Source organism: Ensifer adhaerens, from assembly GCF_013283195.1.
Taxonomy (GTDB): domain Bacteria; phylum Pseudomonadota; class Alphaproteobacteria; order Rhizobiales; family Rhizobiaceae; genus Ensifer; species Ensifer adhaerens_G.
The window spans coordinates 303,191-326,021 of sequence record NZ_JABEKT010000004.1; the positions used below are offsets into that span (position 1 = coordinate 303,191).

The window sequence follows — 22,831 nt, forward strand, 5'->3', positions numbered from 1 at the left end:
CCCTGATCGCCGCCTCCTCAGACGACCCATCAATTTGCACAATCGATATTTCTTGTTTGCACAATCGATGGTGCAAAGACTATTGTGCAGACTTAATCTTTCGTCAAGGGGAAATCGGCACTAAGACGATGAGGGAGGCCAACGATGACGAAGACGAGCAAGAAGAAGGCGACCATCTACGACTTATCGGTGCTGTCAGGCAGCTCGCCTTCAACCGTGAGTGCGGTTTTGAACGGCACCTGGCAGAAGCGGCGGATCAAGGAGAGCACCGCGGCCCTGATCCGGGATCTGGCGGAGACCCACCAATATACCGCCAACCGTCAGGCCCGCGGATTGCGCAGCTCCCGCTCCGGCCTCATCGGCCTGCTGTTGCCCGTCCATGACAATCGCTACTTCTCCTCGATGGCGCAGACCTTCGAAGCGCATGTCAGAAGCAAGGGTCAATGCCCGATCGTCGTCAGCGCCAGCCGTGACCCGGAAGAGGAGAGAAAGACGGCCGAAACGCTGATCTCATACTCGATCGATGAGCTGTTCATCTGCGGCGCGACCGACCCGGACGGCGTGCACGAGGTCTGCGAGACCGTCGGCCTGAAGCACATCAACATCGACCTGCCCGGCACCAAGGTTCCGTCCGTCATCAGCGACAACTACCAAGGCGGCCGGATGCTGACGGAGGCGATCATCCGCCACTTCCCCGCGGATCAGCCGCTCCGCCCGGATGAACTCTACCTCTTCGGCGGTCGCGACGACCACGCAAGCCGCGAGCGTATCCGCGGGTTCCGTGCGGTGAAGCGCGAGCTTCTGGGCGAAGACCCGGACGGCTGCATCCAGCCGACCGGCTACGCGCCCAACAATGCAAGGCTCGCTTTCGAAGCCTTCTACGAAAAGCACGGCAAGCTGCCGCGCGGCGTCTTCATCAACTCCTCGATCAACTTCGAGGGCCTGTTGCGCTTCATGGCTGGCCACCCGCATGAAAACTTCGCAGACCTCACCGTCGGCTGCTACGACTACGACCCCTTCGCCTCGTTCCTGCCCTTCCCCGTCATCATGATCCGCCAGGATGTCGAAGGCATGATCACCAAGGCATTCGAGGTGATCGAGGAGGGGCGGCCACAGCCGCGTATTCACCTGATCAGTCCAGAGCTCGTCCAGCCGCGCACCGCGCTGACAGGACCGCTCGACGCGCTCAAGGATATCGGCTGAATGGCACATCGCTGAATCTTCGGCCGCACGGCACAATAACAATCGATTTTTCTGTACATACGGACAGTTTCCACGTATTCATTGGAAATGGATGAGATAGACAGAAAAATCATTGGAATTCTCGCGCAGGACTCCCGCAGGTCGCTGACCGATATCGGTGCGGCGGTGGAGTTGTCGCCCTCCTCGGTCAACGAGCGCATCCGCCGGCTCGTCGCAAGCGGAGTGATCCGCCGTTTCACGATCGACGCCGACCATCGCGCGCTTGGGCTTGACGTGCTCGCCTTCGTCTGGGTCGGGCTGTCCCCGGATGCGGATGAGGAAGCGTTTCGCACCTTCATGGCCGGCCACCCTTCCGTTACGGAATGTCACCACGTCACCGGCGCCTGGTCCTATTGCGTCAAGGTTCGCATGCCGTCGCTTGGCGATATCGAGCCTTTCCTGGCCGAACTCAAGCGTCGCCGGTTTCTCGCTCGCAGCGAGACCGTGATTGCCCTGTCGACCGTCAGGGAAACCTCGTTCACCGGCCCGGAGCGCTGAGCAATGTCGATGCTGCTGTTCGCAAAAGGCCTGCTGCTCGGCCTCGCCATTGCCGCTCCCCTCGGCCCGATTGGCGTCCTGTGCATCAACCGCACGCTCGAACGCGGCTTCTGGGCCGGCGTCGCCGGCGGATTGGGAACGGCGCTCGCCGATGCCAGCTACGCGCTGCTGGCGGCAGCCGGCTTTGCCGCGTTCGCGACCCTTCTCGCCACGGTGGCGACGCCGCTCAGCCTTGCCGGTGGCGCCTTCATGATCTGGCTCGGCTGGCGCGGGCTGCAACCGAGCCCGGTCGCAGCCGCAGCCAAGGTCGGTGCGCGCGATCTCATCCAGACGACCGCAGCGACCTTCCTGCTAACGATCGCCAATCCGCTGACGATCCTGTCCTTTGCCGCGTTCTTTGCGGTCCTTGGTCTGGCGAAAGCCGGTGGACTTGCAAACGCCACCGTCGTCGTTGCCGGCGTCTTCCTCGGCTCGCTCGCCTGGTGGATGCTTTTAAGCGGCGGGATTACCCTTGCCCGAACACACCTGCCCGACAGTTTCGTCACGTGGGTCTCACGCCTTTCGGGCCTGGTCCTGATTGCCTTCGGCGCAGTGGCAATCGGCTCGGTCGTGGTGAACCTCATCTAAGGCTACAGCCGAAGAAGGCGGCGCTGCCGCAGTCTATTCACCCGCCGGCCTGACGCATTCGACATGCCACCATTTCGGGCGTCCGCCACGGTAGCTGTGCGAGACCGGGATGAGATCGGCGGCGTTGGTCTTGTCGAAGCACCCGAGCATCAACGCGACGACGGGCGCATCGTCGATCGCGCCGAGCGTGCTGCCGCAGGTGCCGCAGAAGGCCCGGCTGGAGTAATCGGAGGAGCGATAGGTTGCGGGCGCTCCCCCAGGCCCGGTCCAAGCCACGGCGTCGCTTGGGAATTCGACCCAGGCGACGGTCAGCGCGCCGGAATGCTTTTGGCACAGTTTGCACGAGCAGGTGTGCGGCTTTCCGGCCGGCCCTTTCGCCTCGAACCGAATTGCTCCGCAAATGCATCCGCCTGTGTGCGGCTTGTTCTTTTTGGTCGCGGCTCTTGTCACGCGTTACCTCCAGTTGCAGTCTCGAATCATCAGCAGCATAACTTGCGACGGGCGGATTAGTGTAGCGCCGCGATGATACACCCCATGAGGGCATCCGTGCGTTTGATCTTGGCGGCAGCGGTCTCAGTATCGACGTCGCAAAGATCCGAAAAGCGCAGCCGGCGCTCAGTAAAACCACGCGCCAATGTCGCGAAACGCGCGTTTGCTCTGGTCGCGCCTGTTTCCATCCCGCGCAGACGTGCCCTCGCCGATCGGCAGGCTGAAACCGAAGGGATCGGACGGTTCGCCGCCCCTGTCCGCCCAATAGGCATCGAGATCGGCCACCATCATCCGCCGACGTTTGCGCCGTCGGCGGTTGATCACGTGCCTGTCGTTGGAGACGGCATAGAGGTGCGTTGCGTTGCCCTCGGAGGCGAGCCCCTGCAGCGTGAGCAGAACCGCATCCTTTGGCCGCAAGCCCCCGAGATCGCGGGTCGCGGTAATCAGCGCCCGTTTTCCGTCGCCTCCACGCGGCCCCTGCATGCCGCCGATCACCAGGCTATAGGCGTCATCATCGCAACGCACGAAGGCGAAACTGACCGTGCAAAGCGCATAACGATCGCTTTGGCGGCTAAGCCTGATCGCAAAGGCGCCCTCGTGGCGCCCACCGCAATGGTCGGCCAACAGCAACTGGACACGGTAATTTTCACCGCGCCCGGCGACCGTTCCCATCTCCATCGACGTACCGCGCCAAAGCGCCATCAGCGACCGGCGTGACAGGACTTCGCTCGCGACATCGAAATGGTTCATCAGCAGTTCAAGCCGTTGGCTTGAGCGAGCTCCGTGCAACAGAAATGTCGGTACCGACTTGCGAATAAGATCGTCGTGCGGAAGACCCAATTTGTAGCGGTCGCCGAACGCGCTGAGAAAGGCGAGCCAGCGCGTCGTCAATACCGGATGTCGGGCGAGCCGCATCGAGAACACGACCGCGCGCTTCAAGGTCAGCCGCCCGCCAAGCTTGAGAACCTGCCACAGGATCTGACGGCCCGACCGGCCACGCTCCGGCATGTTGGCAGCGGCGACGAAACCGACAGATGCCGGCTGGGTTTCAACTCTCTCACCACCGCCGTTGGGCAGCGATGGCAAGTCCGATCGAGCGCTGTATTGCGGCAAACGACCTTCCAGGGACATGGCGTAATTCCTTGAAAGCAAATGCTTGTCCAAGCATCGCCGGGATATCCGGCACCGCTGGGTTTGCATTCTGTTTGTCAAGGGAATGCGGAGAAGTGATCCGGAATCGAGCGCCTGTTGGCGGAGCGATCCGCCCGCATGGACAGAGCCGGCGTGCGGCCTTCACCGAACGCCGAACGGCCCCGATCAGGCCTTCACGACGATAACGATGGCGCTCAGGCGGCGCTTTCGCGCGGCAGCATGACGGTGATCATCGCTCCGCCGCCGGGGCGCGCTGCGAATTCCAGCCGGCCGCCATGGGCCTTAGCAATCGCCTGCACGACGGAGAGGCCAAGACCCGTTCCGCCGGTTGCCCGCGAACGGGACGCGTCCCCGCGCCAGAACAGGTCGATCGAGTGGGTCGTTACATCGTCCGGAAGACCCGGCCCGCGATCAAGAACCCGGATGAAGGCTTCGTCCGCGCCACGCGCGCCGGTTTCGCACCGAAGCACGCCGCCTGATGACGCATAGCGACAGGCGTTTTCAACGAGCGCAAGCAACGCCTGACGCAGGCGCTGGGAATCGCCGGACACCACAGCTGGGACAAGTGCCATTTCGAGCGAGAGACCGGCAGATGCGAGGATCGTGCGGGAGGCGCCGAGCACCTGCGTCGCCTCGGCCGCCAGATCGACCGTACCGCGTTGGGTGACGAGCTTTTGGCCTGCGGCAAGCGAAAGGGTGCGCAGATCCTCGACCAGGGCGGATAGCCCCTCCACCTGGACGAGCAGCTGTCGCACGCGCTCCTGCTCCAACGGAAAGACGCCATCGGCCATGCCCTGCAGATTGCCTTGCAGGATCGTCAACGGCGTGCGCAATTCGTGGGCCACCGCCATCGTGTTGAAACGCAGGCGGCTTTCCATGCTTTCGAGTTCGGCCGCCAGCTCATCGAAAGTCTTGATCAACGTTGCCACTTCTTTCGCCCCCTTCCCAACGGAGCCGACACGAACCGCGAAATCGCCGGTACGCAGGTCTTCGGTTGCCTGAGCGAGCAGTTCCAAAGGACGGCTGATCTTGCGGGCGAGCCAATAGCCGATCAGGCTGCAGGTTGCCGCAGCGATCGCACCGAAGGTAATGATCGACAGGTCGATCTCGTTGTTGCCCCATTCCTCGATCGCGGGAACGCTGGTGACAAACGCGCGAAGGTTTTCCTCCGTCGGCATCCGGCCGGCATTGATATCGGTATAGGCTTGCGCCGCCCCGCGCGACATCATCTTGAGCATCCGCTCCTCGAGGTCCGCCTCCATCCACATCACGCCGAAATAGACGATGCAGACACTGACCACGAGCAGGACAGCCTGCAGCATGGCGGTGAGAACGCCAAGTGGGAGACGCGATATTCTGATCTTCATCTCGGCTCCACGAAACGGTAGCCGACACCGCGAACCGCGGAGAAGAAACCGCAGGCGCCGAGATCCTCGAGTTTGCGGCGAAGGTTGGCGACATGGGTGTCGACCGTTCGCGCCAGCGCGTCACTGTCGGGAAGGCAGGCATCGAGAATGTCGGCTCGCTCGAAGGCATGCGTCGGGCGTCGGATCATATGGGCCAGGATACGAAACTCGCTGAGTGTCAGCGGCAGGGACTGGCGCTTGCCGGTGGTTTCGACAAAGGCCGCATGCGCATCGAGATCGACCTCGACATTTTCGAAGCGCAGCACCGTGGCGCCGGCGCCGTTTCGCGTCCGCCGCAGAACTGCATTGACGCGGGCCACGACCTCCTGCGGGTTGAACGGCTTGACGACGTAGTCGTCCGCACCGAGCCTCAGCCCCGCCAGCCGATCGAGATCCTCGGCCAATGCCGTCACCATGATCGTCGGCGTATTGCTCTCGCGGCGGATCCGCGCCAGCACCTCGAAACCGTCGAGCCGCGGGATGCGCACGTCGAGAAGAACGAGATCAGGCGAAAGCACGGAATGATGGGTGAGCGCGGTTTCGCCGTCCGCCGCCCGTACCGTCCTGAAGCCGTCACGCACGAGGTAGGCATCGAGGATCTGCGCGATCTCCGGCTCGTCCTCGACCAAAAGGATGAGACCCTTGTCGACCATCTGCAAACTCCTCGCGCATGTGTTGTGGCAACGAGCTTATGGGATGAAAAAATTCGGGTTGCAATTCATCCGGGCAGCGCTGGACACCATCGCCGGGCGTTCCGCATCAAGCGTTCTTCGTTTCTCCGCCATTTCTTGACAAATCGCGTCGAGTGTCCGCCTGCCACCGTCTGATCGAGTGTCGAACGCACGGTGTATGTGCCCTCGAATGCCGATTTTGCGGCTTCACCCCAGATTCCACCGACCCACATAACAAACGTCCCGGAACGCCTTCGCGATCCCGGCCAAGCAAGCGGCGCTGACGCTTTCCGTACGATGGCTCGCGCAGGGCCGCAAGCAACCCAAGAGGGGAATTCTCATGCCTGTTGAAACGAGCGAACTGACGTCAGCCGATATCGGCAAGATCTTGCAATGTATCCCGCATCGTTACCCCTTTCTGCTGATCGACAGGCTCGTTTCGATCCGCGGCGAAGAAAGCGGCATTGGGATCAAGAACGTTTCGATGAACGAACCGCAGTTCCAGGGGCACTTCCCTGGCAATCCGGTCTTTCCCGGAGCGCTGATCATCGAGGGCATGGCGCAAACTGCCGGTGTCATGTGTGCGGCCGCCAAGCTTGCCGTGGGTTTGACGCCAAAGATCATCTACATGCTGACGGTGGACAAGGCCCGATTTCGCAAGCCCGTTCGCCCGGGTGACGTCATCAAGTATCACATGACGAAGCTGGCCTATCGCCGCAATGTCTGGCGCTATCGCGGCGAGGCACGCGTCGATGGCGCATGCGTTGCCGAGGCCGAGATTGCGGCTTACCTGGAGACAGAGGAACAGCGGCCCGACGCCGCCGCTTGAACCCGTTCCCCGCGGCGGGCGGCGATCCGAACCGTCGCCACCCCCTCCTATGCGAAGGTGCCGCGTAGCACCTCCTCCGCCTCCGGGTCCGCAACGATGGGCGGGCGGAAAACTCTGCCCGACAGCTTGGCGCCGTACGCGGAAGACCGATGCGTTTTCCGCTCCGAGCCTTCTCCAGTTGCCCGCCCATCCTTGACAGTCACCAGCAATTCTCGCGCTCGCCTCCTCCTGTTTTCCCATCGCGAGCGTTCGGAATGTCCAGCATCCTGCAATCCATCACGACACCAGCTGCCGGCCATTGGCGGCGGGTTGCCAATCCCCTGACATGGCCTGCCCGATTGCAGGCCCAGATCTGCCAACACCCGGTTCAGACGGCCGCTTCGGCAACGATATTTGCGGGCTTCGTGTTTATGGCTTTTCCCGGCATCGATCTGGCCGTGTCACGCTGGGCGGCGGCAGGCAATGCAGACTTTCCGTTGTCGCGGGAGCACGCACTGCGTCTGCTGCGTGATTTCAACCGCCTGATCCCGATTTTGCTCCTGCCCGCCCTCGCGGTCATGCTTGCCGGGCAGATGCGCCGGCCGCGCGCATGGCTGCCACGTCCGCATAAAATATTGTTTTTCCTGACTTTCTATGCGCTCGGCCCCGGCCTTGCCATCCAGTTGCTGAAACGGCTGGTCGGCCGCGCCCGCCCTTCCGAGATCGTCGAGTTCGGCGGAACGCTGCCGTTTACGCCCGCCTGGCAGGTTTCCGGCGCGTGCTCGCGCAGTTGTTCGTTCGCGTCTGGCGAATCGGCGACGGCGATTGCCTTGTTCGGCTTGGCATTTTTCCTGCCCCTGGCTTGGCGTTGGAAGGCGATCGTTGCGCTCGTGCCTGTCGTGCTCGTCTTCTCGCTCAACCGCATTGCATTCGGCGCGCACTTCCTCTCGGATGTCGTGCTCGCCTGGCTGCTGATGCTCTGGATCATGCTGTGGCTTTGGTCCGTGTTTGCAGCCCATGGCGCACGCATCGATGCCGCGCTGACGCGTGGCGGACTGTCCATCGCCGCCTGACGTCGGTGGCAGCCTTGCCACCGACCGCTCACCGTCCGATCAGGCGCTACGGACGGATCGGCGCCAGACGAAGGGGGCGTTGAGCCGCAACGATTGCGATTGTCCGACGTCGTCGCTCATCAGCCATGCAACCGCCGCCGCCGCAATCTCCTCGATGGGCTGGGCGAACGTGGTCAACTCGTAGGAACTCCAGGCGGCCTGCGGAATGTCGTCAAAACCGACGACGCAGAGATCGTCGGGGATCGAAAGCGAAAACTGATGCCGGGCCGCATCCATGAAACCGAGCGCAACGAGATCGGTCACGCAAAAGACCGCATCCGGACGCTCGCGACGGGTCATCAACCGCTGCGCCAGGACCTTGCCGCTTTCATAACCCGTCGGGCCGAAGCGTTCGACGGTCACATCAAGCCCCTGCTCCCGCGCCGCTGCGACAAAACCCACTTCGCGCGTCATGAGGCTCGGTGTCCCGGCTTCTGAATTGGCAAAAGCGAGACGGCGACAGCCGGCCCGCAGGAACGCCGTCACCACGCTTTGCGCCGTATCATCGTCGTCGAGGTTAATTCTGAGTGGGCCTTGATGCTCGTCGTCGCGATTGATCAGAACCAGCCGCTGACCGTTCCGGACGCAGAGATCGACGAGCGACTTGTCCGGCATGCCCGACAGCACGATCGAGGCATCGGCGCGGTACCGGATTGCCTGGCGCAAAGCCATGTCGACGCGTTCGTCGGATCGATCGGTATTGACGATCATCGCGATCTTGCCGGCATTCTGCAGCTGCTGCGTCAACGCCTTGATCAGCGCCGAACGGTAAGGCGTGCCCATGTCGGAAACGACGAGGCAGACAATGCCGCTTTCATTGCGCATCAATCCGCGGGCCAGATGGTTGACGTGATAGCCGAGTGCTTCCGCCGCCTCCATGACCTTGCGGCGCGTCTCCGGCGCGATGCTCGCACCCGCTGTGAACGCGCGCGAAACCGCGGAGCGGGATACGCCGGCCTTCCTTGCCACTTCCTCTGCACTGACGAATATCTTGTCGCTCATCGTGACCCACCCTTGCACGGCTTTGCAAACTTCTTGCAACAAATATCAAGCCTGTGCAAGCTTACACAAACCCAATCGATTAAACTTTCCACTTTCGGCCGAACTCGGATTGACAACATTCTGATCCATGTGACACCTTGCACGCGCTTGCATTACTGCGATGTGGAGGCATCGCACCATTGGGAGGAAGTTATGAAAGCTGTATCCATTTCGGTCGCGCTTGCCGCAACCAGCCTGACATTCGCGGCGTCTCAGGCGCAGGCGGCAGGCAGTCTCAATCTGATTTGCTCGGCGGACGTCGTCATATGCGAGCAGATGACCGCCGATTTCGAGAAGGAAAGCGGCATTAAGGTCAACATGGTTCGCCTGTCTTCCGGCGAGACCTATGCCAAGGTGCGCGCCGAAGCGCGCAACCCCAAGACCGATATCTGGTGGGCAGGCACCGGCGACCCGCACCTGCAGGCCGCATCCGACGGGCTGACGCTCGAATACAAGTCGCCGATGCTTGATCAGTTGCAGGATTGGGCCAAGAAACAGGCCGAAGGCTCGGGCTACCGCACCGTGGGTGTCTACGCCGGCGCGCTCGGCTGGGGCTACAACACCGAGATCTTCCAGAAGAAAGGCTTCAAGGAGCCGAAATGCTGGGCCGACCTGCTGGACGCGTCGCTGAAGGGCGAGATCCAGATGGCCAACCCGAACTCGTCGGGCACTGCCTATACGGCACTCGCGTCGCTGGTGCAGATCATGGGTGAAGATCAGGCCTTCGACTACCTGAAGAAACTCAATGCCAACGTCGCGCAATACACCAAGTCGGGTTCGGCACCGGTCAAATCGGCCGCGCGCGGCGAAGCCGGCCTCGGCATCGTCTTCATGCACGACGCCGTCGCGCAGACAGCCGAAGGCTTCCCGATCAAGGCGATCGCCCCTTGCGAGGGCACCGGCTACGAAATCGGCTCGATGTCGATCATCCGCGGCGCCAAGAACCTGGACAATGCCAAGATCTGGTACGACTGGGCACTGAAACCTGAGGTCCAGTCGCGCATGAAGGACGCCAAGTCCTTCCAGCTGCCGTCCAACAAGAGCGCGGAAGTGCCGAAAGAAGCACCGAAGTTCGAGGACATCAAGCTGATCGACTACGACTTCGCCACCTATGGCGACTCCGAAAAGCGCAAAGCTCTGCTCGAGCGCTGGGACCGCGAGGTTGGTGCCAACGCCAACTGACGCCATTCGGTTTGCGGTCGGCCGGATCGAACGATCCGGCCGACCGCACCTCGAAAGACCGCAGGTGTCTCCGGCTCTCGCCAGCCGGCCCTGCACCATGATCGACATTCCAATAGCGAAAAGACGCGAGGACCGTGATGGAACATCGCAACCGTAGGCTCGACCTCACGCTCGGGCTTGGGCTGGCCGCATTTCTGGTCGTGCCCTGGTACCGCATCGAGGGAGGCTTCTTCGGCCTTGGCTGGCTTTCGAGCTTTCCCTCCGACGCTGCCGTGGCACCGGGCCTTGCGCAAATCTTTGCCCACGGTCGTCCATGGCTTGTGGTCGCGCTCCTGCTTCTCGGCGCCTGTGCCGCCGCCCGGTTCATCCGGGACCCGGATCGCCGCGGCCTGGTGCTGGCGGTGGCCGGTGCAGCCGGCCTCCTGTTCATTGCTCTCCAGGGCCTGGCGATCGGCTTTACCGGCTGGACCTGGATGATCAGCGAAACCCTCTTCGGCCCACTTGCCGACGGCCAGCCTTCCATGGGTGCCGGCGCCGTTCTCGCGTCCCTCGCCTTCATTCTCATCTTCGCATTCGGCCTGGCTGAACGTGGCGCCATGAAGGGCGATGCCTTCATCGTCGCGTCGATCTCGCTGCTCGTCTGCCTCGTGGTCGTCTTCGTGTTCTATCCCGTTGGCAGCATGTTTGCGGCGTCCGTCCAGGATTTCGACGGCTCGTTCAAGCCGGATGGCTTCCTGCGCAACATTCAGGACGGTTCGATCTGGAGCCTTGGCTGCGTCACGGGCGGCGAGCGCTGCGGCGTCGCCTGGCGCACGCTCTGGCTGGCGCTGATGACCGCCTCCGGCTCGACCCTGCTCGGCCTTGCCTTTGCGCTGGTCGCAACCCGCACCCGCTTCCCCTTCAAGAAGGGCATGCGCCTGTTGACGGTGCTGCCGATCATCACGCCGCCCTTCGTCATAGGCCTGGCGCTGACGCTGCTCTTCGGGCGCGCCGGCGTCATTACCGAGTTCCTGTCCGACGCCTTCGGCATCGAGCCCGGTCGCTGGCTTTATGGCCTCACCGGCATCTGGATCGCGCAGGTGCTGTCCTTCACCCCGATCTCATTCCTGGTGTTGATCGGCGTCGTCGAGGGCGTCAGCCCGTCGATGGAAGAGGCGTCGCAGACTTTGCGCGCCGATCGGTGGCGCACATTCTGGCACGTTTCGCTGCCGCTGATGAAGCCGGGTCTGGCCAACGCCTTCCTGATCGGCTTCATCGAAAGCATGGCCGATTTCGGCAATCCGCTGGTGCTCGGCGGCAGCCATGGCGTGCTTTCGACGGAAATCTTCTTTGCTGTCGTCGGCGCACAGAACGATCCGTCCCGCGCGGCCGTCCTCGCCATCATCCTGTTGTGCTTCACCCTGTCGGCCTTCCTGGCCCAGCGCTATTGGCTGGCGGGCAAGAACTATTCGACCGTAACCGGCAAGGGCGACAGCGGCTCGCATATCGCGCTGCCACGGCCGCTGTCGATCGGCCTCCATGCCGTGGTGATCCCGTGGATGATCTTCACCGTCGTCGTCTACGGCATGATCCTGTTCGGCGGATTCGTAAAGACCTGGGGTCTCGATAACTCGCTGACGTTAGATCACTACATCAAAGCCTTCTCGATCTCGCTGACCGACGGCGCCATCGCCTGGACCGGCGTTGCCTGGAATTCGTTCTGGACGACGATGGAGATCGCGCTGATCTCGGCACCCTTGACGGCGATCGTCGGACTGTTGACCGCCTACCTGATCGTTCGGCAACGTTTTGCCGGACGGGATGTGTTCGAATTCGCGCTGATGCTGAGCTTCGCCATTCCCGGCACGGTCATCGGCATCAGCTACATCATCGCCTTCAACCTGCCGCCGCTCGAAATGACCGGAACGGCGCTGATCCTGGTTGCCTGCTTCGTCTTCCGCAACATGCCCGTCGGCGTGCGCGGCGGCATCGCGGCAATGAGCCAGCTCGACAAGAGCCTGGACGAGGCCTCGCTGACGCTGAGGGCAACGAGCTTCCGCACGTTGCGCAAGGTGATCCTGCCGTTGTTGCGTCCAGCGATTGTCGCTGCCCTCGTCTATTCGTTCGTGCGGGCGATCACGTCGATCAGCGCCGTCGTCTTCCTCGTCAGCGCTGAATACAACATGGCGACGTCCTACATCGTCGGCCTTGTCGAAAACGGCGAGTTCGGCGTGGCGATCGCCTATTCGTCGGCCCTCATCGTGGTGATGATCACCGTCATCACCGGCCTGCAACTGCTTGTCGGCGAGCGCAAGCTTCGGCGGGAGAACCGCGTCCTCGGCGCGGCCCCAGTCCGCACCGCCACCAAGCCCCTTTCCCAGGAGAACCCCGCATGAGCACCCCCCGCACCGGCTCGGTCGTCTTCCAGAACCTGCGCAAACAGTTCGGCGCGTTCACCGCGATCCACGACCTGTCGCTGACCATCGAACCCGGCACCCTCGTCACCCTGCTCGGGCCGTCGGGCTGCGGCAAGACCACGACGCTGCGCATGCTTGCAGGCCTTGAGCACCCGTCTTCCGGCCGGATCCTCATCGGCGGCAAGGATGTCACCATGCTTCCTGCCAATGAGCGCGACGTGTCGATGGTGTTCCAGTCCTACGCGCTGTTTCCGCATATGACGTCGCTCGACAACGTCGCCTACGGCCTCGAATCCTCAGGCATGAAGAAGAAGGAGGCGCGGAACCGGGCAGAGGAAGGCCTGAAGCTCGTCGGCCTCGGCGGACTTGGCCAGCGGCTTCCCGCTGAGCTGTCGGGCGGCCAGCAACAGCGTGTCGCCGTCGCCCGCGCTCTGGTGCTCGAACCGCAGGTGCTTTTGCTCGACGAGCCGCTCTCCAACCTCGACGCGCGGCTGCGCCGGCGTGTTCGCACGGAAATCCGCGAGTTGCAGCAGCGGCTCGGCTTTACGGCCGTCTACGTCACGCATGACCAGGACGAAGCGCTGGCCGTTTCCGACCGGATCATCGTGATGAAGGACGGCGCGATCGCCCAGGAAGGCGCACCGCGCGAGCTTTACGAAGCGCCGGCATCCGCTTTCATCGCCGACTTCATGGGCGAGGCCAATGTGCTGCCCTGCGAAGTTACCGGGTCCGATGCCGGCCTTGCCACCATCCGCATCGGCGGGCTTGAACATCGGCTGCCGTCGCGCGATGCCCGGCCCGGTCCGTCAAAGCTCGCCGTGCGTCCCAATGCCGTGACGCTGACGCCGGCAAGTGGCGCTGCCCTGCCCGGCGTCATCAGCACGGCATCCTATCTCGGTGGCCACATCGAATATGAAGTTGAAACTGAAACTGGATTGCTATTCGTGGTTGATGACGCGATCGAACGGATGTTATCTCCTGCGACCGAAGTCGCCATCGGCTTCCGCAATCGCGGCCTTGCTTTGATCACGGCATAATTTTCGAGACCGACACAGGAAGGACTTTTTGCATGACTTCGCCAATCGCGGGCCTTGATGCCCGTTTCGCGCTCGCCAAGACCGTCGCCATAGAAGCCGGAAAGCTCGCCCACGACTACTTCCTGCGGCGCGAGACGCTGGTCATCGAGACCAAGGCCGACGCCCATGACGTCGTCTCGATCGCCGATCGCAACGTCGAGACGCTCATCCGCGATCGCATCAGCGCTGCATTCCCGAGCGATGGAGCCCTTGGCGAAGAACATGGACTTGTCAGCAGCACGTCGGGCTTCACCTGGGTGATCGATCCGATCGACGGCACGACGCCTTTCGTCAACGGCATGCCCAACTGGTGCATCTCGATCGCCGTGCTTTATGCCGACAAGCCGGTGATCGGCGTGATCCAGTCTCCATGCCACGACGAACTCTATGCGGCCGCGTCCGGTCAGGGAGCAACGCTCAATGGCAAGACCCTGCGTCTTGACGGCACGCGAACGATCCGCGATGCGGTGACCGGTCTTGGCGCCAACAATCACGTGACGCCGGCCGAAGTCGCCGGGATCGTCGAGCGGCTCCTTGAAGCCGGCGGCAATTTCATGCGCAACGGTTCGGGCGCGCTGATGATCGCCTATGTGGCCGCCGGTCGGCTCGTCGGCTACTACGAGCCCTACATGCATGCCTGGGATTGCCTGGCGGGCTATTGCCTCGTGAACGAGGCGGGCGGCTGGTCGCTGCCGTTCCCAACACAGGGTGAAGCCTTGACGCGGGGAAGTGCGGTTCTGGTCGCAGCACCCGGTGCGATCGACGACCTGCTCAAGGTCGCTCAGCTGGAACGCAAGGCGGCCTGAACACAACGACCCCGAACGCGATCAGCTCGCCTACTTGTCGGCCTTGGCCGTCAGCAGGTTGACGAGCTCCATCGGGAACGGAAAGACGATCGTCGAGTTCTTTTCGCCGGCGATGACGTTCAAGGTGCTCAGATAGCGCAACTGCATGGCCTGCGGCTGCCGGGCAAGGATCTCGGCGGCCTCGAGCAGCTTGGCGGCCGCCTGCTGCTCGCCCTCGGCATTGATGACCTTGGCGCGGCGCTCTCGCTCCGCTTCCGCCTGGCGGGCGATGGCGCGGACCATGCTTTCGTTGATGTCGACATGCTTGATCTCGACGGTCGCAACCTTGATGCCCCAGGCATCGGTCTGGCTGTCGAGGATCTTCTGGATGTCGTCGTTCAGCCGGTCGCGCTCCGCCAGCATTTCGTCGAGATCGTGCTTGCCCAGCACCGAGCGCAATGTCGTCTGGGCGAGCTGGCTCGTCGCCATCATGAAATCCTCGACCTGGATCGTCGACTTTTCGGCATCGATCACCCGGAAGTAGATGACGGCGCTGACGCGGACCGACACGTTATCGTGCGAGATGACGTCCTGGCTCGGAACGTCGAGCACGCGGGTTCTCAGATCGACCCGCACCATCTGCTGGACATAGGGCAAGAGCAGGATGAGCCCCGGCCCTTTCACGCCGGTGAAGCGACCGAGGGTGAAGATGACGCCGCGTTCATATTCGCGCAGGATCCTGATCGCGTAGGCGATCACGAGCAGGACAAAAAACAGGATCGCGAGATAGGGAGCGAGGCTCCCAAGCATGTCCATGATCTCTACTCCTTCTACTGCAGTCGTCAGGCCTTCGCCTCGTCGCGCGCGACCTCGAGCGTCAGCCCGTTCCGCCCAACCACTTTCACGTTTTCACCGGTTGTAAGCGTCTCGCTGCTGACGGCCTGCCAGCGCTCGCCGTGGGCAATGACATAGCCCTTGGCACCAGCCCAACTGTCGACCTTGCCGGCGATCCCGATCATCTGCTCGCTTCCTGTGACCACGGCACGGCGGCGGGAACCGAAGGCGAGGCGCCCGACGAGCAGACTGAAGCCGAGGCTGGCGATGCCGACACCGGCGAGCAACGCCCAGGACACCCGCAGCCCCGGCGTGTCCGTATCGAAAAGGATCGCAGCGCCGAGAACAATCGCCAGGGCACCGCCCGTCCCGAGCACGCCGAACGAAGGCGAGTGCGCCTCTGCAACCAGCAGGCCGATGCCGAGCAGGATCAGGCCGACGCCGGCATAGCTGACCGGCAGAACGGCCAATGCGTAGAGGCAGAGCAGCAGACTGATCCCGCCGACAGTGCCCGGCACGACAGATCCGGGCGTCAGGAACTCGAAGATCAGTCCATAAATGCCGATCATCGTCAGAATGATCGCGATGTTCGGATCGGTGATGACCGCAAGCAGGCGCGTGCGCCAGTCGGGTACGAAAGTCTCCACGCCAAGCCCAGCCGTTTCAAGCGTCACGTCCGTCTGCTCGACGCGAACACTCCGCCCCTGCGTCTGCTTCAACAGGTCGTCGATGGAAACGGCAGTGAAATCGACGACTTTCTGCTGCACGGCCGCCGCGGCCGACAGGCTGGCCGCCTCACGCACCGCCCGCTCCGCCCAGTCGGCGTTGCGTCCGCGCAACTCGGCCAATCCGCGGATATAGGCGACGGCATCGTTCACCAGCTTTGCATCGCTCGCCGTCTGCGCCGGCTTGGCGGCAGTGTCTTTGCCTTTTCCGTCGGGGCTCTCATCCTTCTCTCCGCCAAACATGTCTCCGCCAATGGCGATCGGCGTTGCCGCCCCGAGATTGGTTCCCGGCGCCATGGCCGCGATATGGCTCGCGTAGAGGATATAGGTGCCGGCGCTGGCAGCCCGCGCCCCGCTCGGCGCGACGAAACTCGCAACGGGGACCGACGAGGCGAGGATCGCCTGGATGATCTCGCGCATCGATGTATCGAGACCGCCTGGCGTGTCGATTTGCAGCACGACAAGCGGCAGGTGCCGGTCGTTTGCCCGCTGCAAACCGCGTTTGACGTATTCAGCCGTTGCCGGACCGATTGCCCCCTTCAGATTGAGCACCAAGGCAACCCGCTCGGTTTCTGGCGCGGACGCTGCTGGAAACACGCATGTCGATATCAGGGCAAGCAACAGGCTGAGGATTCGCAACATCCGTCGTCAAAGCCTCGGAATGCGGGCGCCTTCGGCGAAGACGTCCCGCGCCAACAATATTAGCACACCATAAAGTTAAGACGAAGCACAACACACCACCGCAGTCCGGACGGTGAGCGGGATGACAAAGTCCCGCATCGGGGCTATCTGCATGTCAGGACAACCGCACTGCTTCGCAGAAATGAACGACTTGCCGTGCTTGCCGAGGCGAGCCGCCTTCGACCTCTAGAGGAAACCCGCCCGCTTGGAGACAACACTCTATCTGCCGATCAAGCGCTTCCTCGAAGAGGCCGGATATTCCGTCAAGGGCGAGATCGGCGGCTGCGATATCCTTGCGCTCAGCGACGACGAGCCACCGCTCGTCGTGATCTGCGAATTGAAGCTGACGTTCAATCTGGAGCTGGTCTTGCAGGCGGTCGATCGGGCCAATGCCGGTGACGAGGTCTGGATCGCAGCACGCGTTTCGGCAAAAGGCAAAGGGCGCGAGAGCGACCGGCGCTTTCGCGATCTGTGCCGCCGGATCGGGTTCGGCATGCTCGCGGTTGCCGACAACGGCACGGTCGACGTCATCGTCGCTGCGTCCGCCGCCATGCCGCGCAAGAACCTGAAGAAGCGGGCGCGTCTCATCAAGGAGCACCACCGTCGCAAGGGCGACCCGACGCTCGGCGGCAGCACGCGTTCGCCGATCATGACGGCCTACCGCCAGCAGGCGCTTGCCTGCGCCGCCGCCTTGCAAAGCGGACAGCTGCGCCCGCGTGACCTGCGCGAAGCCGCGCCCGACGCCGCCAAGATCCTGCAGGGCAATGTCTATGGCTGGTTCGAACGGGTCGACCGCGGCATCTACGCGCTGACCGAAGTGGGGGCAGAAGCGCTTCGGCGCTGGCCACAAGGTGCTGTTTCGGACGCGTCAGGGACCGGGGCAATGGCAACAGTGTCCGAAGACTGAGCTGGCGCGGAGAGCACACATGAACCTTCCCCTCCGCTTGCTCTGTATTGGCCTCGGCTGGCTGATGGTCGGCTTCGCCATCGCCGGCATCTTTCTGCCTATCCTGCCAACCACGCCGTTTCTGTTGCTGGCGGCGGGCCTGTTTGCACGCGCCTCGCCACGGCTTGAGCGCTGGCTGCTGGAGCATCCGACATTCGGCCCCTCCTTGCGGCTCTGGCGGGAAAAAGGCGCGATACCGGCCCGGGCAAAAACCATCGCCCTCGCGCTGATGCTCGTGAGCTTCGTCTTCTTCTGCCTCGCCAGCAAACCGAGCCTGCTGCTCGCGGCGATCGTCGGCGGGGCAATGCTGCTCCCGGCCCTTTTCATCATTACCCGGCCGAACGCCTAGAGCATTTCCAGGAAAAGTGCGAAGCGGTTTTCCGTCAGGAAATGCATAAAAACAAGGTGCTAGAGCGTTTCTGCGACTCTGTCCAAGCCGGAAACGCTCTAAAAGATCAATCCCTTCGCCGTGGCATTGCCGGAAGCGGCGATCAAAAATTGCTGGCGTGAAGCTCCATCATGGCGCGGCGAAGATCGTCGATCGGCGTCATGCCCGAGGTGGTTGTGCCTTCCAACTCCCTAGGCATCTTCCAACCCGGATCGATGCCCTGCATGTTCGGCAGCTCATGGGCGATGCCCTTGTGGCAGTCGATGCAGGTCGCCTTGCCGGACAGCAGATAGCGCGTGTGGATAGTGGCGGCGCGCTCCGTCTGCTTCTGCAGGTCCATGGCCACGGAGGAGTGGCAATTGCGGCATTCCAGGCTGTCATTGGCCTTCAGCCGCGCCCATTCGTGCTGAGCGAGCTCGAGGCGTTTTTCAAGAAATTTCGGGCGGGTGTTGATGGTGCCGAAGATCTTGCCCCAAACCTCCTTCGACGCCTGCATCTTGCGGGCGATCTTGTCGGTCCACTGGTGCGGCACGTGGCAATCCGGACAGGACGCGCGAACGCCGGACCGGTTGGAGAAGTGGATCGTGCGCGTCAGCTCCTCATAGACGTTGTCCTTCATCTCGTGACAGGAGGTGCAGAATTTTTCGGTATTGGTGATCTCGAGTGCCGTATTGAAGGCGCCCCAGAACATCACACCGCCGATGAAGCCGCCGAGCGTCAGAAAGCCGAGGCTCAGCGTTCCCGCCGGCGTGCTGACCAGCCGCCACGCCCACAGGATAAGTCTCTTAATCCGCTCCATGGGCTCACTCGCTTCCGGCCGGCTTGACGCCGAGTTCGCTCATGTCCTTGAAGCCATTGTCGACCAATGGGCGAACATCCGCCTGCGGCACATGACACGCCGTGCAGAAGTAGCGCCGCGGCGAAACATCGGCGATCATCTGCCCGTCGCGCGTCATGTAATGGGTCACGCTGATCATCGGCGCGCCGCTGTCCTGGGTGAACTCGCGCTTGTGGCAGGAAAGGCAGCGATTGGTATTGACCGAGAGCTGGTAGCCCTCGATCGAGTGCGGGATGATCGGCGGCTGGTCCGGATAGGCGCGCATCTTGCGTTCATCATCGACCACCCATTTCGGCAAGGTCGCTGCCGCCCCTGTTTCCATCTGCGGTGTCGGGCCCTCAAGCTGCGGCACCATTTTCTGGACGACCTGGGCAATCGCCGTGGTCGTCACAAACAGGGCGAGCCCGATCGCAACAACCACCCATTCTGGCCGCTTCAAGCGACGGAGATGATCTTGACTGCGCATTTTTTGAAATCCGTCTGTTTGGAGATGGGATCCGTTGCGTCGAGTGTCACCTTGTTGATCAGCTGGCTCGCATCGAACCAGGGCACGAAGATCACGCCCGGTGGCATGCGATTGCGGCCGCGCGTGTCGATGCGCGAGCGGATCTCGCCGCGCCGCGACAGGATCCGCACTTCCGCGCCCTGATTGATGCCGCGTTTGCGGGCGTCGTCTGCGTTCATGAAGCAGCGGGCACCGGGAAACGCGCGGTAAAGCTCCGGCACGCGCATGGTCATCGAACCGGAGTGCCAGTGTTCGAGCACGCGGCCCGTCACCAGCCAAAGGTCGAACTCCTCGTCGGGCGATTCCGCCGGCGGTTCGTAAGGCACGGCAAGAATGACCGCCTTACCATCAGGGCGACCGTAGAATTTGACGCCCTCGCCGGCTTTGACATAGGGGTCATAACCCTCGCGATAGCGCCAGCGTGTCTCCTTGCCGTCGACCACCGGCCAGCGTAACCCGCGCTCCTCGTGGTAGCGGTCGTAAGGCGCCAGATCGTGGCCATGGCCGCGACCGAAGGTGGCATATTCCTCGAACAGCCCCTTCTGAATATAGAAGCCAAAGGCTTCGGCCTCGTTGTTGGCATAGTCGCCGCTGATTTCGCTCAAGGGGAAGCGGTTGACCTCGCCGTTCTGGAACAGGACGTCGTGCAGGCTCTTGCCCTTGAACTCGGGATTGGCCGCGAGAATCTCTGCCGGCCAGACTTCGTCGGTGATGAAACGCTTGGAGAACTCGACCAGTTGCCAGAGATCCGAACGCGCCTCGCCCGGCGCCTGCACCAGCTGGTGCCAGACATGGGTGCGCCGCTCCGCATTGCCGTAGGCGCCTTCCTTCTCCACCCACATGGCCGCCGGCAGGATCAGGTCGGCGCTCATCGCAGTGATCGTCGGATAGGCATCGGAAACGACGATGAAATTCTCCGGATTTCTGTAGCCTTGCCAGGTTTCGTTGCTGGTGTTGGGAGCGGCCTGGATGTTGTTGTTGACCTGGACCCAGTAGAAGCTGAGCTTGCCGTCCTTCAGCATCCGGTCCTGCTCGACGGCGTGATAACCGGGCTTTTCCGGAATGATCCCGTGCGGAATGCGCCAGATTTCCTCGGCATGCTTGCGATGTTCCGGATTGGTCACGGTCATGTCGGCCGGCAAGCGATGGGCAAATGTGCCGACCTCGCGCGCCGTGCCGCAGGCGGAAGGCTGGCCGGTCAGTGAGAACGGGCTGTTGCCGGGCTCCGAGATCTTTCCGGTTAGAAGGTGGATGTTGTAGACCATCTGGTTGGCCCAGACGCCGCGCACATGCTGGTTGAAGCCCATGGTCCACAGCGACATCACCTTGCGCTGCGGATCTGCATAAAGCTCGGCCAGTTCTTCAAGGAAAGCCGGATCGACGCCGGTCAGTTCGGCCGTCTTCTTCAGGGTGTATTCCGACACGAAGGCCTTGAACGCCTCGTAGTCCATCGGCTCCATCTTGCCGGGATCGGACGAATTCGCCGCCTTGACCTCGACAGGGTTGTCCGGCCGCAGGCCGTAACCGATGTCGGTGACGCCGCGCATGAAGGTGGTGTGCTTCTGGACGAAGTCCTCGTTCACCCTGCCCTTTTCGATGATGTAGTTGGCGATGTAGTTGAGGATCGCCAGATCGGTGCCGGGCTTGAACACCATCGGGATATCGGCAAGGTCCATGCTGCGATGTGTGAAGGTCGACAGCACGGCGACCTTCACATGCGGCTGGCCAAGCCGCCGATCGGCAAGCCTTGTCCACAGGATCGGGTGCATCTCGGCCATGTTCGAGCCCCAGAGCACGAAGGCGTCCGCGTGCTCGAAGTCGTCATAGCAGCCCATCGGCTCGTCCATGCCGAAGGTGCGCATGAACGCGTAGGCAGCTGACGCCATGCAATGGCGGGCATTGGGGTCGAGATTGTTGGAGCGGAAACCGGCACGCATCAGCTTCGTCGCCGCATAGCCCTCAAAGATCGTCCACTGGCCGGAGCCGAACATGCCGACGGCGGTCGGGCCCTTTTCCTTCAGCACCTTCTTGCACTGCTCGGCCATGACATCGAAGGCTTCGTCCCAGCTGACCGGTTCGAACTCGCCGTCCTTGCTGTAGGCGCCGTTCCGCTTGCGCAGCATCGGCGTCTTCAGCCTGTCGGTGCCATACATGATCTTGGAGAGGAAATAGCCCTTGATGCAGTTGAGGCCGCGGTTGACCTCGGCCTGCATGTCGCCATGGGTGGCGACGACCTGGCCCTCCTTGACGCCGACCATCACGCCGCAGCCGGTTCCGCAGAAGCGACAGGGCGCCTTCGACCACTTGATTTCGAGCGCACTGATGCCGCCCGGCACGGGTTGTGCGGCTGCCGGCAGTGCAATACCGGCGGTGGCGGCGGCGATGCCCGCCGCGTGTGCCTTCAGAATGTCACGCCGCGTCAGTTCGGTGGTCATCGTCCGTCACTCCTTCCGTTTCGACATGTTCGAAAACCATGTTGGCCGCCACCACGCCCTCAAGCGTGGAGATCGTCGACAAGGCTTCGCCAAGCATGCCGGTAGTCGTCCCCTCGATGACGACGACAATCTTGCCGCCCTCGTGTCCGTAAACCTCGACATTCTCCATGCGCGCCAGCGCGGCAAGCACTGAGCCCGCCATCGCCGGAAGAGCGACGACGACGGCGCTTGAGACGTGATATTGCCGGGAGTGATCAGGCATGGACGCCCTCCTCGTGTCGCTCGGCAATGCCGATGGCGCCGACCGGACAGATGCCGATACAGGCGCCGCAACCGCTGCAGCTGTCGACGTCCACCTCCGGCAGAAATGGGCCGCCCGCGCGCGGTCGGAACCGGATCGCCTGCTCAGGGCAGGCATCGCGACAGGATTGGCAGGCGACATAGTTTTGCGCGAGACAGCCGTCGCCGATGGCAACCACATGAGCAAGCCGCGTCGAACCCTGGACGGCGAACACCGGCTCCGGACAGACCCGCGCACAGTCGCCGCAAAACGTGCATTCGCCACCGGAAAAATCGAGCGACGGGCGTTCGTGCAGCAATGAAATGATGTGGGTGGGACAGTGTTCCACGCAACGACCGCAACCGGTGCACGCCGCCAGGCTCTCAAGCGTGACGCCAGGCGGCAGGACGCGCTTCCGCTCAGCCTGCCGGCCCAGCAACAATCCACGTCTGGTTGTCACCGCCCCCATCGATCACCTCAATGCCCGAGCGGGCCCGGAGGGCCAAAGATCATTTGATAGAACCAGACCAGGAAGCCGTAACTGGCAACCGTCCCAACGGCGACAATCGGCCAGATGCCGAAGGCAAGAACAAGAAAAGTCAGAAGCTCCTGCCGCCGGCGCGAGCGCGGCTCCTGATCGGTCAAGTGCTGTGAAGGTACCTCTGACACGTCAGGCTCCCGGGCTCGCTGATCCGGAAGCATAGTAACAACCCG

24 protein-coding genes are annotated in these 22,831 nt (G+C 62.7%); 11 read left to right on the forward strand and 13 right to left on the reverse strand.

Translation table 11 applies throughout. From position 1 onward, the window contains the following. Positions 1-144 precede the first annotated feature (144 nt). The 3 genes from LPJGGPFB_RS27885 (at position 145) to LPJGGPFB_RS27895 (ending at position 2,367) form a co-directional block, all read left to right on the forward strand. Positions 145-1,203 carry a LacI family DNA-binding transcriptional regulator gene (locus LPJGGPFB_RS27885; RefSeq protein WP_173423177.1) on the forward strand — a complete coding sequence of 353 codons (1,059 nt, stop codon included), beginning with the start codon at positions 145-147 and terminating at the stop codon, positions 1,201-1,203. Between the two features lie 87 nt (positions 1,204-1,290). After that, positions 1,291-1,740 carry an Lrp/AsnC family transcriptional regulator gene (locus tag LPJGGPFB_RS27890; RefSeq protein WP_173423178.1) on the forward strand — a complete coding sequence of 150 codons (450 nt, stop codon included), beginning with the start codon at positions 1,291-1,293 and terminating at the stop codon, positions 1,738-1,740. A gap of 3 nt (positions 1,741-1,743) precedes the next feature. Further along, a complete protein-coding gene (locus LPJGGPFB_RS27895) occupies positions 1,744-2,367 on the forward strand; it encodes a LysE family translocator (RefSeq protein WP_173423179.1) in 624 nt (207 codons plus the stop codon). A 33-nt stretch (positions 2,368-2,400) separates the two neighbouring features. Here the strand turns inward: LPJGGPFB_RS27895 and LPJGGPFB_RS27900 are convergent, their stop codons facing one another. From LPJGGPFB_RS27900 to LPJGGPFB_RS27915, 4 genes are all read right to left on the reverse strand, one after another. Further along, on the reverse strand, positions 2,401-2,817 hold the full coding sequence (locus LPJGGPFB_RS27900; RefSeq protein WP_173423180.1) for a GFA family protein: 417 nt from the start codon (positions 2,815-2,817) through the stop codon (positions 2,401-2,403). A 165-nt stretch (positions 2,818-2,982) separates the two neighbouring features. Beyond that, entirely contained in the window at positions 2,983-3,987 is a 1,005-nt protein-coding gene (locus LPJGGPFB_RS27905; RefSeq protein ID WP_173423181.1) for a DUF535 family protein, read from the reverse strand. 215 nt (positions 3,988-4,202) lie between these two features. Then, positions 4,203-5,375, reverse strand: a complete 1,173-nt coding sequence (locus tag LPJGGPFB_RS27910; RefSeq protein WP_210264624.1) for an ATP-binding protein — start codon at positions 5,373-5,375, stop codon at positions 4,203-4,205. Next, positions 5,372-6,067 carry a response regulator gene (locus tag LPJGGPFB_RS27915; RefSeq protein ID WP_173423182.1) on the reverse strand — a complete coding sequence of 232 codons (696 nt, stop codon included), beginning with the start codon at positions 6,065-6,067 and terminating at the stop codon, positions 5,372-5,374. The genes LPJGGPFB_RS27910 and LPJGGPFB_RS27915 overlap by 4 nt, the downstream gene beginning before the upstream one ends. Before the next feature lie 358 nt (positions 6,068-6,425). On the opposite strand from LPJGGPFB_RS27915, the gene fabZ reads away from it, so the two are divergent. Then, positions 6,426-6,914: a 3-hydroxyacyl-ACP dehydratase FabZ gene (gene fabZ / locus LPJGGPFB_RS27920; protein WP_173423183.1), complete on the forward strand. Its 489-nt coding sequence runs from the start codon at positions 6,426-6,428 to the stop codon at positions 6,912-6,914. 254 nt (positions 6,915-7,168) lie between these two features. Further along, on the forward strand, positions 7,169-7,966 hold the full coding sequence (locus LPJGGPFB_RS27925) for a phosphatase PAP2 family protein (protein ID WP_173423184.1): 798 nt from the start codon (positions 7,169-7,171) through the stop codon (positions 7,964-7,966). Positions 7,967-8,005: 39 nt separating this feature from the next. Here LPJGGPFB_RS27925 and LPJGGPFB_RS27930 read toward each other — a convergent pair whose 3' ends face one another. Then, positions 8,006-9,007, reverse strand: a complete 1,002-nt coding sequence (locus LPJGGPFB_RS27930) for a LacI family DNA-binding transcriptional regulator (protein ID WP_173423185.1) — start codon at positions 9,005-9,007, stop codon at positions 8,006-8,008. A 192-nt stretch (positions 9,008-9,199) separates the two neighbouring features. Here LPJGGPFB_RS27930 and LPJGGPFB_RS27935 point away from each other — a divergent pair, with 192 nt between their 5' ends. The 4 genes from LPJGGPFB_RS27935 (at position 9,200) to LPJGGPFB_RS27950 (ending at position 14,506) form a co-directional block, all read left to right on the forward strand. Beyond that, positions 9,200-10,228, forward strand: coding sequence for an ABC transporter substrate-binding protein (locus LPJGGPFB_RS27935; RefSeq protein WP_173423186.1), 1,029 nt, complete (start codon positions 9,200-9,202; stop codon positions 10,226-10,228). Positions 10,229-10,365: 137 nt separating this feature from the next. Then, complete coding sequence (locus LPJGGPFB_RS27940; RefSeq protein WP_173423187.1) at positions 10,366-12,603, forward strand: ABC transporter permease; 2,238 nt, start codon at positions 10,366-10,368, stop codon at positions 12,601-12,603. After that, positions 12,600-13,661, forward strand: coding sequence for an ABC transporter ATP-binding protein (locus tag LPJGGPFB_RS27945; RefSeq protein WP_173423188.1), 1,062 nt, complete (start codon positions 12,600-12,602; stop codon positions 13,659-13,661). The genes LPJGGPFB_RS27940 and LPJGGPFB_RS27945 overlap by 4 nt, the downstream gene beginning before the upstream one ends. Before the next feature lie 32 nt (positions 13,662-13,693). After that, positions 13,694-14,506 (forward strand): inositol monophosphatase family protein, encoded by an 813-nt coding sequence (locus LPJGGPFB_RS27950; RefSeq protein ID WP_173423189.1) that lies wholly within the window; start codon positions 13,694-13,696, stop codon positions 14,504-14,506. 30 nt (positions 14,507-14,536) lie between these two features. On the opposite strand, the gene LPJGGPFB_RS27955 is transcribed toward LPJGGPFB_RS27950, so the two are convergent. Beyond that, complete coding sequence (locus LPJGGPFB_RS27955) at positions 14,537-15,301, reverse strand: slipin family protein (protein WP_173423190.1); 765 nt, start codon at positions 15,299-15,301, stop codon at positions 14,537-14,539. 26 nt (positions 15,302-15,327) lie between these two features. Beyond that, positions 15,328-16,686, reverse strand: a complete 1,359-nt coding sequence (locus LPJGGPFB_RS27960; protein ID WP_173423191.1) for an NfeD family protein — start codon at positions 16,684-16,686, stop codon at positions 15,328-15,330. Between the two features lie 244 nt (positions 16,687-16,930). Here LPJGGPFB_RS27960 and LPJGGPFB_RS27965 point away from each other — a divergent pair, with 244 nt between their 5' ends. Beyond that, the gene (locus LPJGGPFB_RS27965) at positions 16,931-17,632 is read left to right on the forward strand and encodes a DUF2161 domain-containing phosphodiesterase (protein ID WP_173423192.1); all 702 of its coding nucleotides are present in this window, start codon (positions 16,931-16,933) and stop codon (positions 17,630-17,632) included. Positions 17,633-17,651: 19 nt separating this feature from the next. Next, entirely contained in the window at positions 17,652-18,020 is a 369-nt protein-coding gene (locus LPJGGPFB_RS27970) for a YbaN family protein (RefSeq protein ID WP_173423193.1), read from the forward strand. A gap of 142 nt (positions 18,021-18,162) precedes the next feature. Here the strand turns inward: LPJGGPFB_RS27970 and LPJGGPFB_RS27975 are convergent, their stop codons facing one another. The 6 genes from LPJGGPFB_RS27975 to napE are packed head-to-tail and all read right to left on the reverse strand — an operon-like array spanning position 18,163 to position 22,762. Then, a complete protein-coding gene (locus tag LPJGGPFB_RS27975; RefSeq protein WP_173423194.1) occupies positions 18,163-18,858 on the reverse strand; it encodes a NapC/NirT family cytochrome c in 696 nt (231 codons plus the stop codon). A gap of 4 nt (positions 18,859-18,862) precedes the next feature. Next, the gene (locus LPJGGPFB_RS27980; protein ID WP_173423195.1) at positions 18,863-19,363 is read right to left on the reverse strand and encodes a nitrate reductase cytochrome c-type subunit; all 501 of its coding nucleotides are present in this window, start codon (positions 19,361-19,363) and stop codon (positions 18,863-18,865) included. Then, positions 19,333-21,837 carry a periplasmic nitrate reductase subunit alpha gene (gene napA / locus LPJGGPFB_RS27985; RefSeq protein ID WP_173423196.1) on the reverse strand — a complete coding sequence of 835 codons (2,505 nt, stop codon included), beginning with the start codon at positions 21,835-21,837 and terminating at the stop codon, positions 19,333-19,335. Before napA ends, LPJGGPFB_RS27980 begins: the two co-directional genes overlap by 31 nt. Next, positions 21,812-22,099, reverse strand: a complete 288-nt coding sequence (locus LPJGGPFB_RS27990) for a chaperone NapD (RefSeq protein ID WP_173423197.1) — start codon at positions 22,097-22,099, stop codon at positions 21,812-21,814. Before LPJGGPFB_RS27990 ends, napA begins: the two co-directional genes overlap by 26 nt. Next, positions 22,092-22,586, reverse strand: a complete 495-nt coding sequence (locus LPJGGPFB_RS27995) for a ferredoxin-type protein NapF (RefSeq protein WP_173423198.1) — start codon at positions 22,584-22,586, stop codon at positions 22,092-22,094. Before LPJGGPFB_RS27995 ends, LPJGGPFB_RS27990 begins: the two co-directional genes overlap by 8 nt. Positions 22,587-22,594: 8 nt before the next feature. After that, complete coding sequence (napE, locus tag LPJGGPFB_RS28000) at positions 22,595-22,762, reverse strand: periplasmic nitrate reductase, NapE protein (RefSeq protein ID WP_412728353.1); 168 nt, start codon at positions 22,760-22,762, stop codon at positions 22,595-22,597. Between the last annotated feature and the right edge of the window lie 69 nt (positions 22,763-22,831).